At 35.5% G+C, this 12,184-nt stretch carries 18 protein-coding genes and 1 pseudogene; 14 read left to right on the forward strand and 5 right to left on the reverse strand.

The genetic code is table 11. The features are described from left to right. Positions 1-8 precede the first annotated feature (8 nt). The 4 genes and pseudogenes from I5776_RS02660 to uvsE all read left to right on the forward strand — a co-directional run bounded on the left by I5776_RS02660 (position 9) and on the right by uvsE (position 2,875). Entirely contained in the window at positions 9-548 is a 540-nt protein-coding gene (locus I5776_RS02660) for a GNAT family N-acetyltransferase (protein WP_202778845.1), read from the forward strand. Further along, positions 548-967: a FosM family fosfomycin resistance protein gene (gene fosM / locus I5776_RS02665; RefSeq protein ID WP_202778846.1), complete on the forward strand. Its 420-nt coding sequence runs from the start codon at positions 548-550 to the stop codon at positions 965-967. Before I5776_RS02660 ends, fosM begins: the two co-directional genes overlap by 1 nt. Positions 968-1,257: 290 nt before the next feature. Beyond that, positions 1,258-1,746, forward strand: coding sequence for a hypothetical protein (locus I5776_RS02670; protein WP_202778847.1), 489 nt, complete (start codon positions 1,258-1,260; stop codon positions 1,744-1,746). Between the two features lie 177 nt (positions 1,747-1,923). Beyond that, a pseudogene (gene uvsE, locus I5776_RS02675) lies at positions 1,924-2,875 on the forward strand (UV DNA damage repair endonuclease UvsE). 44 nt (positions 2,876-2,919) lie between these two features. Here the strand turns inward: uvsE and splB are convergent. Both splB and I5776_RS02685 read right to left on the reverse strand, forming a co-directional pair. Next, positions 2,920-3,948, reverse strand: a complete 1,029-nt coding sequence (splB, locus tag I5776_RS02680) for a spore photoproduct lyase (protein WP_202778848.1) — start codon at positions 3,946-3,948, stop codon at positions 2,920-2,922. Further along, positions 3,941-4,198, reverse strand: coding sequence for a transcriptional regulator SplA domain-containing protein (locus I5776_RS02685; RefSeq protein ID WP_246483888.1), 258 nt, complete (start codon positions 4,196-4,198; stop codon positions 3,941-3,943). Before I5776_RS02685 ends, splB begins: the two co-directional genes overlap by 8 nt. Positions 4,199-4,598: 400 nt before the next feature. On the opposite strand from I5776_RS02685, the gene I5776_RS02690 reads away from it, so the two are divergent. From I5776_RS02690 to I5776_RS02705, 4 genes are all read left to right on the forward strand, one after another. Further along, entirely contained in the window at positions 4,599-4,745 is a 147-nt protein-coding gene (locus I5776_RS02690; RefSeq protein WP_202778850.1) for a hypothetical protein, read from the forward strand. A 59-nt stretch (positions 4,746-4,804) separates the two neighbouring features. Continuing rightward, the gene (locus I5776_RS02695; RefSeq protein ID WP_202778851.1) at positions 4,805-5,230 is read left to right on the forward strand and encodes a DUF2383 domain-containing protein; all 426 of its coding nucleotides are present in this window, start codon (positions 4,805-4,807) and stop codon (positions 5,228-5,230) included. Positions 5,231-5,251: 21 nt separating this feature from the next. Beyond that, positions 5,252-5,545 (forward strand): transposase, encoded by a 294-nt coding sequence (locus I5776_RS02700; RefSeq protein WP_246483889.1) that lies wholly within the window; start codon positions 5,252-5,254, stop codon positions 5,543-5,545. A gap of 239 nt (positions 5,546-5,784) precedes the next feature. Next, complete coding sequence (locus tag I5776_RS02705; RefSeq protein WP_202778852.1) at positions 5,785-6,219, forward strand: hypothetical protein; 435 nt, start codon at positions 5,785-5,787, stop codon at positions 6,217-6,219. A gap of 52 nt (positions 6,220-6,271) precedes the next feature. On the opposite strand, the gene I5776_RS02710 is transcribed toward I5776_RS02705, so the two are convergent. Beyond that, positions 6,272-6,400, reverse strand: a complete 129-nt coding sequence (locus I5776_RS02710; protein ID WP_202778853.1) for an FbpB family small basic protein — start codon at positions 6,398-6,400, stop codon at positions 6,272-6,274. A 101-nt stretch (positions 6,401-6,501) separates the two neighbouring features. After that, the gene (locus I5776_RS02715; protein ID WP_202778854.1) at positions 6,502-7,521 is read right to left on the reverse strand and encodes a DUF3231 family protein; all 1,020 of its coding nucleotides are present in this window, start codon (positions 7,519-7,521) and stop codon (positions 6,502-6,504) included. Positions 7,522-7,747: 226 nt separating this feature from the next. Here I5776_RS02715 and I5776_RS02720 point away from each other — a divergent pair, with 226 nt between their 5' ends. From I5776_RS02720 to I5776_RS02735, 4 genes are all read left to right on the forward strand, one after another. Next, positions 7,748-8,518, forward strand: a complete 771-nt coding sequence (locus tag I5776_RS02720) for a class I SAM-dependent methyltransferase (RefSeq protein ID WP_202778855.1) — start codon at positions 7,748-7,750, stop codon at positions 8,516-8,518. Positions 8,519-8,530: 12 nt separating this feature from the next. Continuing rightward, a complete protein-coding gene (locus tag I5776_RS02725) occupies positions 8,531-8,968 on the forward strand; it encodes an NUDIX hydrolase (RefSeq protein ID WP_202778856.1) in 438 nt (145 codons plus the stop codon). A gap of 77 nt (positions 8,969-9,045) precedes the next feature. After that, complete coding sequence (locus I5776_RS02730; RefSeq protein WP_202778857.1) at positions 9,046-9,525, forward strand: GNAT family N-acetyltransferase; 480 nt, start codon at positions 9,046-9,048, stop codon at positions 9,523-9,525. A 17-nt stretch (positions 9,526-9,542) separates the two neighbouring features. Continuing rightward, positions 9,543-9,932 (forward strand): VOC family protein, encoded by a 390-nt coding sequence (locus I5776_RS02735; protein WP_202780643.1) that lies wholly within the window; start codon positions 9,543-9,545, stop codon positions 9,930-9,932. A 46-nt stretch (positions 9,933-9,978) separates the two neighbouring features. On the opposite strand, the gene I5776_RS02740 is transcribed toward I5776_RS02735, so the two are convergent. Further along, a complete protein-coding gene (locus tag I5776_RS02740; RefSeq protein ID WP_202778858.1) occupies positions 9,979-10,449 on the reverse strand; it encodes a DinB family protein in 471 nt (156 codons plus the stop codon). Between the two features lie 96 nt (positions 10,450-10,545). Here I5776_RS02740 and I5776_RS02745 point away from each other — a divergent pair, with 96 nt between their 5' ends. Both I5776_RS02745 and I5776_RS02750 read left to right on the forward strand, forming a co-directional pair. Then, on the forward strand, positions 10,546-11,112 hold the full coding sequence (locus tag I5776_RS02745) for a DJ-1/PfpI family protein (RefSeq protein ID WP_202778859.1): 567 nt from the start codon (positions 10,546-10,548) through the stop codon (positions 11,110-11,112). A 287-nt stretch (positions 11,113-11,399) separates the two neighbouring features. After that, on the forward strand, positions 11,400-12,119 hold the full coding sequence (locus I5776_RS02750) for an MBL fold metallo-hydrolase (RefSeq protein WP_202778860.1): 720 nt from the start codon (positions 11,400-11,402) through the stop codon (positions 12,117-12,119). Positions 12,120-12,184 lie beyond the last annotated feature (65 nt).

Genomic DNA, 12,184 nt, shown 5'->3' on the forward strand with positions numbered 1-12,184 from the left:
AGAGTTATATGTTTCCAGTTTTAGAAACAGAGAGATTACTATTAAGGGAAATAATTAATGTTGATGCAGGTGACATATTTTCTTGTTTTTCTAATGAACAAGTCACGAGGTATTATGGTCAAGAATCATTTGTAAAGGTTGACCAAGCCGAGCAGTTGATCCAGCTTTTTGCAAAAAATTATAAGGAAAAACGAGGGCTTCGCTGGGGTATGGAGAGAAAGGGAACAAAAGGATTAATCGGGACGATTGGTTTGAATGCATGGTCACCAACACATAAGCGTGCGGAAATTGGCTATGAACTCCATCCGGACTTTTGGCGCAAAGGATATGCTAAAGAGGCAATTGCTGAGATTGTTACATATGGACTTGAAGAGCTAGGACTCATGAGAATTGGTGCCGTTGTTTTTCTGGAAAACACAGCTTCCAATGAACTTTTATTAAAAATGGGCTTTCAACATGAAGGCGTGTTGAAAAATTATATTCATCAAAATGGACAATCGTATGATACGAACGTATATGGGTTGTGCAAAGATGTGGAAAAGGGTTGATGGCGATTAAAGGTGTGAATCATTTCTTATTTTCGGTATCGGATTTAGAAGAATCAATGGAATTTTATCGAAATGTGTTTGATGCAAAGTTGCTTGTTAAGGGACGAAGCCTTGCTTATTTTGATATAAATGGGATGTGGTTTGCATTAAATGTAGAAAAGGATATTCCTCGTGAGGAAATTAATCAATCTTATACACATATTGCCTTCACCGTTGCTGACGAAGATTTCGACGCAATGGTGGAAAAGTTACGTTCGTTCCATGTGAATATTCTTCCTGGTCGAGAGCGTGACGAAAAGGATAAACGCTCTATTTATTTTACTGACCCAGATGGCCATAAATTTGAGTTTCATACAGGGACACTGCAAGATCGACTGGCATATTACCGAGAAGAAAAGAGTCATATGGAATTTTATTAAGTTTAAAAAGAGGAGCCTGTTTTGGACAAAAAGTGTTTCAAAACAGGCTCTGTTTGTTACGGGAAGATGAAGAGCAGGAAGCGAGTTCGATCTGTATTTTCCTTTTGTGAAAATTCCCAATCCCCTCGTGTATAACTAACTTTTATAACTTATTTCAAGTAGATAACAACAAGAAAGAATGTATTTGAAAAACTTGAGTACAGTTCCTCCAATTTTTCCATCCCATTGCTACGAAACAGTATAAAAATCCTTCTTTTGAACAAATTAAAAAAAACGAAAGGATCAATGATATGATAAAAAATTCCATTAGAGTTTTTTTGCTTTTAAGTTCAATCGTAGCAGCTTTTATTCTTCCGAAAAAATCGTTCACTAAATATTTACCTGTTACTTTATTTTCATCTAGTGTACTGCTTGCCGAAATGTTTTATTTAACCATTCACAAACTATGGAAAGCAAAAGGCAGTCCGGGTGTGATGATATGCAATACATTCGTTTTAGTTTTAGGCCCTTATTTTTTTGCGAATTTGTGGGTTTTTCATTTATCAAAAGGGAGATTTCTCTTATATTCTTTCATCAATATTATCGCAGATTTAATTTACGCATTTCCTATCATTTCATTGTTTAAAAAAGTGGGCTTTTTTAAACTGAAAATAAAATCATCAGTGTTCTTTTTGATCATCATTTCAAATGCCTTTTTAAATTATATATTCCAAACATTTTATGAAAAACTTAATGCTAAATTTAAAACTGATAATAGTCAGTATGAACTTCAAGAATAAAGTATTAGCAATAATAAGAAAAAACGATGCCTGTTTGAAAAGAAGTTTCTAAAAAACAGGCTTTTCATCTATTTTTTTTTGGTAAATTAAATTTCAATTAGAAGCATATCTCCATAACAATCGAAATTCCAACGCATGGTTGTCTATAAAGATATAAATATAGTGAGGTAAATCATCATGAAAATTCGCTTCGGTTATGTAGCAAACGCGTTGGGATTGTGGGATGCCAGTCCATCCAAGTCATTAACGTTTACGCGTTTTAAAGCTTTATCAGAGAATGAAAGGATGAACAAACTTTTGTCCGTAACCGCGCAAAATTTGGAACATGCGAGACGAATTCTGCATTATAATATCGCTCATGAGATTAAACTTTATCGATTTTCTAGCTCGCTCATCCCATTAGCTACACACCCGGAGGTGATGTGGGATTATCTCACCCCTTTTAAAGCGGAATGGGAAGAGATCGGGTATCTCGTGAATCATTTTCACATGCGACCAAGTTTTCATCCTAATCAATTTACCCTTTTTACAAGCCAAAAACAGGAAATAACACGAAATGCAGTGAAGGACATGGAATATCATTATTCAATGCTTCGCGCGATGAATGGACTCGACAATGGATTGATTAATATTCATATTGGTGGTGCATATGGGGATAAAAAAAAGGCATTGCAACGATTCCGTGAGAATCTTAAGTTATTGCCCTCCTATATCAAAAATTTGATGACCCTTGAAAATGATGATAAGACTTATACGGTTGAAGAAACGCTTAAAATATGTGAAAAAGAAGGCGTCCCAATGATTCTTGATTATCATCATTTCAAAGCGAATAGTGGTGAAGAGGAACTTTCTTATTTTTTGCCGAGAATTTTTTCTACTTGGGAGAAGCGGAATATTCATCCGAAGGTTCATCTATCTTCTCCTAAATCAGAAAATGAATTTCGATCTCATGCCAATTTCGTTTCTCTTGATTTTGTTTTGCCTTTTCTAAAAATGGCGAAGGAGCTAAACCGCGATTTTGATGATGATTGAGGCCAAGCAGAAAGATTTGGCGATGCTGAAATTAGTCGAGGAGATTTCTTCGATTCGAGGTGTTAAACGGGTGTCCTCCTCTGAGGTGGAGTGGTGAATTCATAATGTTGTTTGGCCGCTTTTGGCGGCCGCTCTACTTTTTTACGTAAAATACTCAATTTTCGCCTCTGGAAAGTACTGATGAATATATCCGCCTACTGTGTCTTTTATTTCTTCTTGTTCTTCATTTGTATATACATATTTCCCAATCCCATATTTCCCCCATTTATACTTTCGTTTTGATTCATCTAACTCAAGTTTAGTCATTGGATAATTTTCTTGAATGACCCGTTTGGCTGGTTTTGTAAAGCGATGCTGGATCATTTCGAAAGTTAAATCCTTTTTTGCGAAAGTAGGGAGTGATGCTTCAAGTTTTTCAAACATTTCTTTATATCCAGTCTTCCAACCTTCATGTAAATAGATCGGTGCTACGATAAAGCCTAACGGATACTCTGCTTCTGCCACTTTCACTGCCGCTTCAATTCGGTCATCAAGCCTGGACGTTCCTGGTTCAAAATATTTAATAATATAGTCATCGTTCACACTAAAGCGAAATCGTGTTTTCCCATTATGTTTCGCGTCAAGTAGGTGATCGACATGGGCAAATTTCGTCACAAATCGGAGTTTTCCATATTCCGATTTACCGAAAAATTCAATGGCTTTTTTTAATGAATGGGTTAAATGATCGATTCCAACTATATCCGAAGTACAGGAGGCTTCGAAACGTGTTGTCTCAGGTGCTCTTTCTTTCATATATTCTTCCGCGGCGTCAAAAATTTCATCGACGTTCACATATGTTCGAATATATGGCTTACTCCCCATTGTTGTTTGTAAATAGCAATAATGGCAATGACCCATACACCCTGTTGCTAGAGGAATAGCGTACTCAGCTGAAGGCTTTGATGTGTCAAATTTTAGCGTTTTTCTTAGCCCAACAACCAGAGTCGACTTGGCGATTCGATATTTTTGAAAATGATTTTCACCAGGTAAATTACGAATCTGATTATGGGAAGTGGTTTGGCGGATTTCGATTCCCATTGCTTCAAATTTGTTCACAAGTTCTCTTCCAAGTGCGTAGTCAAGTGCTTGTGGCTCGACATAAACGAGTTGAGGAATAAATGGTTTAACCAAAGAAATCACCTTCCTCAGAAATGCCGAATGCCTCTCTGTATGCTTGTTCCGCCTCGGCTTCTGATTGAAATACTGCAAATTCATCTGATAAAGGGTAATATGTTTCGTGTAAAAATAATGCTAATTGGCCGGGTTCTTCAGGATTATGGACAACTGCTGCCTGTTGGATATTTGCGACATCCTGTGCATGAGGATTGCGAATTATGACATAGATGATCTCACCAGCTTGAAATGATTGATTATTATCCACCAATTTCACCTTTTTCTTATTAAATTCTGTTTCATTATTCCTTACTGAGCTAAATTTTATTAAGAATTTTTTACATGTAAAAGGTGGATGATTGGAATATCGCCTGAAAATAGAGTGATTTCGAAAAATGGTAGAAAAAGAAGATGCTTAACGCCCAAAAATAAGTACTACTTGAAAAGTGGTAGATAAAGAGCTGGCTTAACGCCCAAAACCAAAGTAACGTTTAAAAAATGGTAGAAAAGAAGAAAGTTTATCTCCCAAAAATAAAGCAATCGAAAAAAATGGGCGTTAAAAAAGAAAGTTATCAATGTGCAATTACATCATCCACTTTGCATAAAAGGACGCGGGATATTTTTTTTATAAATGAACAATATATATGATGAGCGGGAGGTGATGCAAAGTGATGAAGAATAACAAACCGAAATCAACCAATACCCAAAAGGAATCAGGTAGTTTATATAATCAGAGTCATGCTGGACATTTACCTGATTATGGAGGTAATGATAGGGATCCAAATGCAAAAGGGTTTGCTACTAAGGATAAATAGAATTGATTATGAAACGCCTAGTTTTTGGCGTTTTTCTTATAAATGTTAGGAGGGTACATATGGTAAATAATCACGTAATCAACACATTGAATGATTTTTTAAAAGGTCAATATATGGGGATACATGCTTATGAAAACTATATTCAAAAAATATCGGATGAACAAATCAAACAAGAACTTCAAAAGATTCAGCAAGAGCTTAAAAAGGATGCTTCCAAAGTTGCAGAAAGAATTCAAAATCTTGGGGGAAAACCAGCTGATAGTGAGGGCATCGTAGGTTCTTTACAAGGTTATATCAATCATTTAACCATTCCGAATGATCCATCTGAAATGCTAGAAGATGCGATAAATGGTGAAAATAAAGGAATACAGATGGCAGAAGAAATCGTTAGAGGAGATCTCGATCCGGAAAGTCTTCGGTTAATTCAAGAACTTCTTAATAAAGATAGGGGTCATGTAAAATTATTACGAGAATTAATTCAGTAAGGAGATGATTTTCTGAGCATTTTGCTTGTACTTGCTAGTATCGTTCTTCCAATTACGATGTATATTCTGCAACACTATTGGAATATACTTCGTAAAATTTTTAATTGGATTGCGTTTCTTTCTTTTCTCATATTCGGAAATATTTCTTCCCTTTCTATCCTTGGTATTATTGAAAATAAAACCGTATTCATGACGACTATCCATGCTGTGTTTTTAAACCCATCATTTTTAATGACTGGAGGTTATATTGGGATTTACATACTTTATCAACTATTGATGATACGTAAACAAGGAGGGGTTATTTCAGGACCTTAGTACGCCTTGGATGTCGCCATGAGTGGGGAATTGCTGATTATGTGGATTCAATATGTTCCTTCGATTTTTGAACGAAATAAAAGGAAGGGTTTCTTTTCTTCTTGTCGAATAATGGATTAAGAATACTTTTAAAAGGAGCTCTTCATGAACAAATGGATCATAATTAGTGAACACTTCTGCTGGAATAGTAGAACCTTTTGTAAATGGGGTGAGGTGATTTCTTGAATTTTTATATAAGAGTGCTCGTCACCATAATTTTTGTATTGGTCGTGATTGGGGTTGCCTTTTTGTGGGGATTTATCGCTAAGAAATTTGAGAAAAGGTATAATACATTCATTCAAACGAAGAAAGGGAAAATGATTATCATCTTAGGAGCGTGCTTACTCCAATTGGCGCTAGTGATCATATTTTCTTTTCAATTTAGGTCCTTTTTTATAGATACGTTATTTGTATTTAGCTTCGTTTTATCCGGAATTGCCTGGTTATACTCCTATTTTCGAACCTATTCGGTGAATCAGCAAAAGGTTATTAATAAGCAATACGGCGGAGATTATAGTGTGGGTGAAATAAGAGTTTTTAAGCTGGCTCTTAATCCCCTTTTGATAGGAATCTATTCTTTCTCAATCATTGGGATTGCAGTAAGCTTTCTATATTATCTTCCTTACTTTTTTTAATAGTTTTATTTAATATCATCAATAAGGACCCCGTTTGGAGTCCTTATTATCACTACATTTGTTTTTCAATGCTATATTTTTTATCAATTTTTATTTCTATTTTTTCTATTGCCTTCCGATCTTTAATAATGTCTAATCTATTTTTATTTACTAGATCTTTTAATGTAATATTTTTTCTCATAACTTACACTTCCTTTCGTATAATATTATACCCCAAAATTAACGGGTTAAAATTAAAATAGTATGAATATTTGGTGAAGTATTCATTAAATAAGGTTATTTTTATATAAATTTGTCTGAAGCTAAGTGATCTCTGTCGACTGTTTCCGGGGGACGTTCCATCCAATTATTGTCTATCATGATATTCATTCCATCCTCTACAAAAAGACTAACGTCAATTAAAAAACGAGAGTACATCGTTGCTAGATCCTTTCTGCCGTTCACGGAAATTGAATTTGCATAAGATCGTACCTTCATAGAAAACATATCTATTTTATGGAATACCATCAATTTATCCGAAAATGGTGAATATGTCGTTGTGCTTACTAGATGATCCAACAAAGAAGGGGAAGGTAAATGATCTTTATGTAATTTTTTCGAGCAATTTTCTATATGTCTATTTGTTATGTTCCGACCTTTTATAAAAAAGTCTTTTACTTTCTCGCTTTTAGCTATTTGACTAAATCCAATAAGAAGCGCTTTACTTGTAACATCATTTTCAATGTTATCAAACAGATGTGCAATCTCTAAACAATGAAGATTTCTTACATCTCCCAAAAATCCGTTTAAATAATTGTGCTCCTTTATAAATTTAACTTTTTTCGGAGCAGGGATGGTTGGAGCTTTTATTAGCAACCCTTTCATATTAAGCACATTATTTACTTCAATTAAAAGGTTTTTAGTAGAGTTAAGACAGTACGAAAAGAATTCTCTAACATCCTGTCTAATGACGATTGGAACAGCAATAGAGTAAAGGCTGAGCCCTGCTTTTCCGGTATATTTCAAGTAGTAAAGATAGAATTCATCAGAAAATAGCCGTGGAGCACTTAAATTCACATCTTCTTTACCAAACCCTATTGGTATTGGAAATTCTTCTTGAAGAAATATTTTTTCAATTTCTTTAACCATTGACTCACTTAGATGTAATGCATCAGTCAACACCTTTTTTATATCACTATCATCCGTATGTAGAAGGTAGTAAGTTAAGACCTGTATAGACATGGAATTACCCATATATGTGGCCCATAATTTTCCCATTTCTGCGGCGGATAATTTTTCATTTAAAGATTTCTCTTTTCCCATAAATACACAACTCCTGCTATTTTTTTCTGTAAAATTACAAATTAAATAATGCGAAATGAAAGAGATAAAAGTTAATCTTGTTGGAACGGTTCTTTTTTATTAGTTTCCAATCAGTGATGATACATACGGTTTTTATTTAAAAAATGTATAAGGTTGGACCAATTCCTACATGCAGCCAATTTATTAAATCATGTATACTATTTAAAAAAGTAAAAGGAGAAAATATATGGAAAACCTACAAGAATACGATGATCCAATTTTATACGATAAAGAAAATGACCCATACACATCGGATATTCCATTTCTATTGAAATGGGCGAAAAAAACGGAAGGAACGATTATCGATGTAGCTTGTGGTACAGGAAGAGCGACGATTCCTTTAGCAAAGAACGGGCACAAACTTATCGGTGTCGATGTACATAACGGAATGCTAGCGGAAGCGAAAAGGAAAACGGCCGAGCATGATCTACCAATTGAATGGGTCGAACAAGATTGCACAACACTTAGCTTAAATGTAAAGAGTAATCTCATTTTTACTGTTGGAAATTCATTTCAACACTTCCTGACAAATGAAGCTCAAGATGCGTTATTAAATTCGGTAAATCAACACTTGAATATGAATGGAATCTTTATATTCGGCACAAGGTTTCCAAGCACAGAAGAATTATTGCAACCAAGTAATGAGGAGTATTGGAAAACGTATATTGACGAAGATAGCCAGCATAAAGTAGATGTGTACACAATTTGTCACTATGATTCTCTTAATCAAGTACAACATTACACGACGATACGAAAATTTCTAAATGATGCTGAGGAAATTGTGGATGAAAAGAAAACAAACATCAGCTTGCGATATGTCTTTCCGAAAGAAATGGAACGATTGCTGGAAGGGCATGGATTTGAAATTAAACATCTTTATAAAAATTGGAATGAGGAACCGATAACGAATGACAGTTATGAAATGGTGTATGTCTGTAAAAAAATTCAGGAAAAGTAGGAGGGATATTGTATGAGGAAAGGAATTATTCGCCCATTGGTGATCTGCATTTTTCATAATAAGGGCTCTATCCTTGTTGCCAAAGGAATGGATCCTAAGTCTGGGGGAATTTATTATCGTCCAATTGGAGGGGGAATTGAATACGGGGAAAGAAGTGTGGATGCGTTAGTAAGGGAAGTAAAAGAAGAAATTAGTGCGGAAATTAATCGAATTCGCTACTTAGGAACGGTAGAAAACATTTTTACATTTAATGGTGAACTCGGACATGAAATTGTTCAAGTTTATGATGTGGCATTCGTTGATCAATCATTCTATAGTATATCGAAGTTTACCGGGATCGAGGATAACGGGGTGGAGTTTGAAATAATGTGGAAGTCGATTGAGGATTTTCAGAGAGGGAAATTCAGACTAGTTCCGGAAGAACTTCTAGATCTTATCGAAAAAATATAAGATTATTCATTCAACTATTTACGAACAAACATTCGCTGTGGTAAAATGTTTTTATAAATAATACGGAGGATTTTTATATGAAAACAGGCTATGAAGTAGAATTGCAATTTTATAAGTCGGAATATTTTGATTTGATGAAAGACTATCATTTGCCGGAGGACCAAGCCCGTTTTACAGCATTACCAGCAGACGCATTGGAAGTTACACATGAAAAACAACCAGTAGTGATAATTAGTAATGGTATAGTAGTTGGATTTTTTGTGCTACATACTAGCTCTCGAGTGAAAGAATATACCGATAATCCACATGCTGTGCTGTTAACTGCATTTTCGGTCAATCATTCCCATCAAGGCAAAGGCTATGCAGGGAGGGGATTAGAGCAGTTAACTGCATTTGCGCGAAAAGAATTCCCCGAATGCAATGAGATTGTTCTATCTGTCAACAAACTAAATATTCCAGCACAAAAGGTGTATGAAAAAGTTGGTTATCGGGATACAGGACGAAGAAGGTCTGGAACAATGGGAGAGCAGTTTATTTATAGTTTCCTATTAGAATAATAAAGGGATGATTCATGTTGTTTTATGAAATGACGGTTCAAATTCGTGTACCTGATATGAAGGAAGGACAAAAATGGTATGAAACCCTTTTGAATAGAAAGCCGGATTTCATTCCTCATGAAGGTTTTGCGGAATGGGAACTGATCCCTGGGTGCTGGCTGCAAGTGGCTGAAGGTACACCTTCAAATGGAAGCGGTCCAATCCGGTTAGGGGTTGTGGATATAGAAGAAACGCGGGAAAGAGTTGTAAGGGAGTTAAAGGTTGAGCAATTTGAGCTTTGTTCAAGAGAAGACGTCCCTGTTAGATGGGGAACCTTTTCCGATCCCTGGGGAAATCGATTAGGTTTATTTGAGTATGTTAGCGAAGATGATAAAAATGAGCGGACCGAGTCGGTTCTTAAGAAATAAAGTAGAGTGAATAACCAAAAGAGGGTGCAAGTTCCTCTCTATGTTATTAGAAGTAGTCCCTGATGATTAAATCGGAGTTAACAGGTTTCAATCCTAGTTCTCTCGACCAAATTGATAATTGTCCAATATGGTGAATCTCATGTGAGATTAAATGCCTAATGATTTTTCCGTATGCAAAAGTAAGAACCACACCATCTTTTCTAGTAATCTCAAGAATCCTTTCGTCCTGTTCTTTTGACCATGAATGAATAAACTTTTGAGTAATTGGCCTAGTAAACTGAGAAAATTCTTTTACTGAATCCAGATTTGCCATGTTTGCAAAATCGTAATGAACAACTTGTCTGCCCTTCATTTGGTTAACCCATAATTGTTCGCAATCAATGACATGGAATAATGTTTTCAAAATACTGCCCATACCACCAACGCGATTTTTAATAAGATCATCTATAGATAGCTCTTCACACCACGTAAACCACTCATCTCGAACCTGCCAATTATAATAGAACATATCAATCATATTTTTCACACCTATCAAATAGAGTTTTTGTTTGTTTTATATTTAAAATTTTACCATAATTAAGAAACCATTTTTTTTATAGAAAGGAAACAAAAGATGAAAAACATTCTATTCCTTGCCTATCCGCAGTACGCTGATTTTGAAATTGCCCACACGCTTTTTTTCTTAAAAAAAGTGGGAAAGGCAAACGTAACAACGGTAACGATTGATGGGAAACCTGTTGAAAGTATAGCTGGGCTACTCACAATGCCTCAGCGAGGATTATCCGAAGTTAATGTTGGTGAGTACGATCTAGTTCTAATTTCCGGTGGGGATGGGGTCCACACAATTATTAATGAATCCGTTCTCCACACATTTTTGCAAAGTGCTTATTCGAAGGAAATTCCTATTGCGGCTATCTGCGCCTCCGCTACATTACTTGGAAAGTCAGGTTTACTTAAAGGAAAAAGGTTTACATGCAACCCAAATACATATGAAGTATTTAAGGATGTGTTCCAAGGTGCTAATTATACAGGTGAAAACATTGAGGTTGAAACCAATCTTATAACTGCGAAAGGAACTGCTTTTCCTGAATTCAATGTTGCAGTGGGGGACCTATTAAATATATGGAAAGATAGTACACAAGAAAATTGGGCGCTGCAGTTTTGTAGAGGCAATATTTGACTCTTTGGACAGACGCATTGCAAAAATGATTTTATTGATACGATCATGATTGGATTCGCTGCAATAGACCGCAGTCCAACTTCATGGAGTGACCGTGATTCTTCAGGAATTAAAATTATTATGGTATGTATTAGTCAGATAGAAAGCCATTCCGAGACTTTATCTCGAACAACTAAAAAAAATCGATGTTCTAAACTTGAAAAAATTTTTTTCATTTGCTTTCTTTTTATTTCAAACTAATTACGCTATTCTTATTAAGCACTACAATCTGAAGGAGGAATGGCAAAGTGAAAATTTCTAAACATGTTGAAATGGTGGAACTAGATATCGAAGGCTTTTTGCTAAATCCAACCCTACTATGGGATGATGAAAAAGCGATATTGGTGGATACAGGAATGCCTGGTCAACTTGAAGCAATCAAATCAGCAATGAATAAAATTGGCGTTCCTTTTGAGAATTTACAGGCAGTTATTTTAACACATCAGGATATCGATCATATTGGCAGCCTTCCAGAAATTCTTCAGGCACAAGACGAAAGAATTGAAGTATATGCACATGAACTAGATAAACCTTATATTGAAGGCACGAAACACATGATGAAAGCAGATCCGAATAAAATTAGTAAAGAAGTTTGGGATACACTACCTCAACCGATGCAAGCATTATACATGAATCCGCCAAAAGCAAAAGTGGATCATACACTTGAAGACGGTCAGGTACTCCCTTACTTCGGTGGCATCGAAGTGATTTTTACACCGGGCCATACACCAGGACATATTAGCTTGTATGTAAAAGAAAGCAAAACCCTTATTGTTGGTGACGCGATGGTAATAAGTAATGGTGCATTGCATGGACCCGTTCCTCGGAACACACCGGATATGGAAACCGCATTACAATCACTAGAAAAGTTTCTTCCATTCGATATTGAAAACGTGATTTGCTATCATGGTGGTTTTTTAAGTGGAAATATACATGAACAAATAAAACAACTTGTTCGGAATAACTAAAAATGTAAGTGGTGGCTTTACGGTCATCACTTTTTTTATAAAATAGAGAAGGATGGACACCAACT

It is taken from the genome of Heyndrickxia vini, assembly GCF_016772275.1.
Lineage (GTDB): Bacteria > Bacillota > Bacilli > Bacillales > Bacillaceae_C > Heyndrickxia > Heyndrickxia vini.

Bases quoted from the DNA above. Each gene is read 5' to 3' on its own strand.
- I5776_RS02730 (WP_202778857.1), top strand. From the start codon at position 9,046: ATGAAAACAGGCTATGAAGTAGAATTGCAATTTTATAAGTCGGAATAT.
- I5776_RS02740 (WP_202778858.1), bottom strand. From the start codon at position 10,449: ATGATTGATATGTTCTATTATAATTGGCAGGTTCGAGATGAGTGGTTT.
- I5776_RS02695 (WP_202778851.1), top strand. From the start codon at position 4,805: ATGGTAAATAATCACGTAATCAACACATTGAATGATTTTTTAAAAGGT.
- fosM (WP_202778846.1), top strand. From the start codon at position 548: ATGGCGATTAAAGGTGTGAATCATTTCTTATTTTCGGTATCGGATTTA.
- I5776_RS02745 (WP_202778859.1), top strand. From the start codon at position 10,546: ATGAAAAACATTCTATTCCTTGCCTATCCGCAGTACGCTGATTTTGAA.
- I5776_RS02660 (WP_202778845.1), top strand. From the start codon at position 9: ATGTTTCCAGTTTTAGAAACAGAGAGATTACTATTAAGGGAAATAATT.
- I5776_RS02710 (WP_202778853.1), bottom strand. From the start codon at position 6,400: ATGAGAAAAAATATTACATTAAAAGATCTAGTAAATAAAAATAGATTA.
- I5776_RS02720 (WP_202778855.1), top strand. From the start codon at position 7,748: ATGGAAAACCTACAAGAATACGATGATCCAATTTTATACGATAAAGAA.
- I5776_RS02670 (WP_202778847.1), top strand. From the start codon at position 1,258: ATGATAAAAAATTCCATTAGAGTTTTTTTGCTTTTAAGTTCAATCGTA.
- I5776_RS02725 (WP_202778856.1), top strand. From the start codon at position 8,531: ATGAGGAAAGGAATTATTCGCCCATTGGTGATCTGCATTTTTCATAAT.
- I5776_RS02715 (WP_202778854.1), bottom strand. From the start codon at position 7,521: ATGGGAAAAGAGAAATCTTTAAATGAAAAATTATCCGCCGCAGAAATG.